This window comes from Pelovirga sp. C15f, assembly GCF_057178085.1.
Genome location: NZ_JBXUCV010000019.1, coordinates 1 through 2,637, shown reverse-complemented (window position 1 = coordinate 2,637; position 2,637 = coordinate 1). Strand labels below are relative to the sequence as shown.

General features: G+C 48.8%; 4 protein-coding genes. All 4 read left to right on the top strand.

What is annotated here, in order from left to right:
* A partial coding sequence (locus AC1931_RS15375) for a hypothetical protein (RefSeq protein ID WP_483878155.1) occupies positions 1–299 on the top strand: 299 nt, incomplete at its 5' end.
* A gap of 91 nt (positions 300–390) precedes the next feature.
* Positions 391–519 (top strand): hypothetical protein, encoded by a 129-nt coding sequence (locus AC1931_RS15370; protein WP_483878154.1) that lies wholly within the window; start codon positions 391–393, stop codon positions 517–519.
* Between the two features lie 469 nt (positions 520–988).
* A complete protein-coding gene (locus AC1931_RS15365; RefSeq protein WP_483878153.1) occupies positions 989–1,477 on the top strand; it encodes a chemotaxis protein CheW in 489 nt (162 codons plus the stop codon).
* A 61-nt stretch (positions 1,478–1,538) separates the two neighbouring features.
* A partial coding sequence (locus AC1931_RS15360; RefSeq protein WP_483878152.1) for a cache domain-containing protein occupies positions 1,539–2,637 on the top strand: 1,099 nt, incomplete at its 3' end.

Sequence of the window (2,637 nt, the reverse complement as noted above, 5' to 3'; positions counted from 1 at the left end):
AGATCAACCAGGGGATCACCCAGATTGACCAGGTCACCCAGCAGAATACCGCCAGTGCTGAAGAGAGTGCCGCCGCCTCCGAAGAGCTTTCCGGCCAGGCCGCCCAGATGCGCGAGATGCTGATGCGTTTTACCCTTAAAGGTGGCAGCAGCGCTCACTCCAACGTACGGGCGATACCGCAGAAGAAAAACGTCAAAAGTCAAACAGCGGCTTGGGGAGAATCCCCGGCTCCGGCGCCAAAGAAGAGCGCTGCCAAAAAAGCCATCGCTCTGGATGATGATGAGTTCGGGAAATATTAAAATTTAGATCAAGTTAAGCCACAGAGGCACTGAAAGAACCCTGAGATATTATGTGTTGTTCTCAGTGTCTCAGTGCCGCTGTGGTTACCGTATGAGATCAAACGATCCGCACCGGAGCAAAACCACCGCCGGGTGTCCGCAGGTTGGTGAGTTGTCCCTGATAGAGACGGGCACCGACCCCGAGCAGGTGATCCTGTTGACCTTCCCATCTACTTCATAAATTAATGTTAATTTCATTGACAGCAATCTGACAATTATTATTATATGCCAACATAATGATTACAAATTCAGTAACCTATTTACGTCTTCGAAATATTTGTCAAACAGTTCAATTTTATAAATGTTCGAGGCTTCATTTCCCGGGAAGATACGATGAATGATGTTTTATTGGAAGACAACCAATTCTATACAAACAATTTAAAGCTCTTTGCATATGAGTTGCTTTTTCGCTCCGAAGAAAAAAAAACTTTGCTTCATTTGCTGATGAAGACCTAGCTACTACGAAGGTTATTCGTTATTTCCACTGCTGAGATTAATCAACAACCTGCTCTGATCATGCCAATGCAATTTAACTGACAAACGGACGCTTGTACGCCTCCGGCAATGATCGTACATGTCGTAACTTTTATAATGATTTAAAGCTTGAGGCACGAATACCGTGTCTCTTCAACAAACCAAGGGAATGTCCAATGAACCCAAATGTATACGCCAATGACATCAATCATCAGGACTCCATGGAAGGGATGTACCTGACCTTCGACCTGGCCAGCGAAGGCTACGGCCTGGAGATCCGCCATGTGATCGAGATTATCGGGATTCAACCGATCACCGCGGTACCTGATCTGCCCGATCATGTCATCGGGGTGCTGAACCTGCGCGGCAAGGTGATTCCTATCATCGAGGTGCGCCGCCGTTTCGGCCTGGCCCATCGTGACCACGACGAGCGCACCTGCATTGTGGTGGTCAACGTCAACGATAATTCCGTCGGTCTGGTGGTCGACAAGGTCAGCGAAGTCATCACCATCCCTGCCACCGAAATAGAGCCGCCACCGGCGACTGGGAAAAAAAGAAAACATTATATCGCCGGCATGGGCAAGATCGGCCAGCAGGTCAAGATCCTGCTGGATATCGAAGCCCTGCTCGAAGATGAAGAACTGGAAGAAATCGAAGCTGCATAAAGAAGGTCTTTTATCTAAACGCGGCAATGCCAACCCATTTCATATCAAAAAGGAAAAGGTCGTGAATCTCATCAACAACATGAAACTGAGTCAAAAACTTATTGGAGGAATTCTCTTCCTATTGTTATTTGTTGCTACAGGAATAGGAACTGTCTCTTATTACCAGGCCAGGGCAGCACTGCAGGAGCAGGTAACAATACATATCCCCGAGGTAGCTAAACATGCGTCCGACATCATTCAAGAGGTGCTGGAGCAGCATCTTGCAACAGTCAGTGTGCTGGCAGAAAACCCCGACATCAAAAGCATGGACTGGGACAGACAGAAGGCTGCCCTGAATCTGATGACTCAGCAAACCGACTATCTGGGGCGGTACCTGGGGATTGGCATTATTTCACCTGATGGAGCCCTCAAGTACCCGGATGGCAGTACCAACCAGGTAAGTGATAGAGGCTTCTTCAAGTTAGCCATCCAGGGAACAACAAATATTTCGGATGTTATCATTTCAAGAGTCACAAACACCCCGGCAATGATTATTGCCACACCGATCCACAGCTATAGCGGACAGATATCAGGCGTTCTTCTGGCTCGCCTGGATGCGCAGTGGCTGAGCGAAATGACCGATGGGATCGGCTTCGGTGAGAACGGTTACTCCTATATCATCGACGGCAAGGGTACGCTGATCGCCCACAGCAACCGTGACTTCGTTCTCAATCAAACCAACTTTATTGAAGAAGCAAAAACAAAGCCGGAGTTTTCCAACCTTGCCGCCATGTTCCAACGCATGACGCGTGGAGAGATCGGCTTTGACGAATACGCTTTTATGGGGACAGACAGATTATTTGGTTATCACCCGATCGGCGGAACCGACTGGTCTATTGCCGTGGGCGCTCAAAGGGACGATGTATTCCACCTTCTTCCTGCCATGCGCAACATGATCATTATCCTGTCACTGGTATTTATCGTTATTGGTTCACTGCTGGTCTACCTGCTGGCACGCTCCATCGTCAAACCGGTGGTTCAAGGGATCAACCTCGCCCAGGAGATCGCCAAGGGTGATTTCAGCATGCGCCTGAACATGAATCGTGGTGATGAAATCGGTACCCTCGCCAATGCTCTGGATGACATGGCCGAAAACCTCTCACGTAACGCCGATGTCGCTG

What these genes read in the sequence shown, in the direction of transcription:
- AC1931_RS15370 (WP_483878154.1), top strand. Translation starts at nt 391, where the DNA reads ATGAGATCAAACGATCCGCACCGGAGCAAAACCACCGCCGGGTGTCCG.
- AC1931_RS15365 (WP_483878153.1), top strand. Translation starts at nt 989, where the DNA reads ATGAACCCAAATGTATACGCCAATGACATCAATCATCAGGACTCCATG.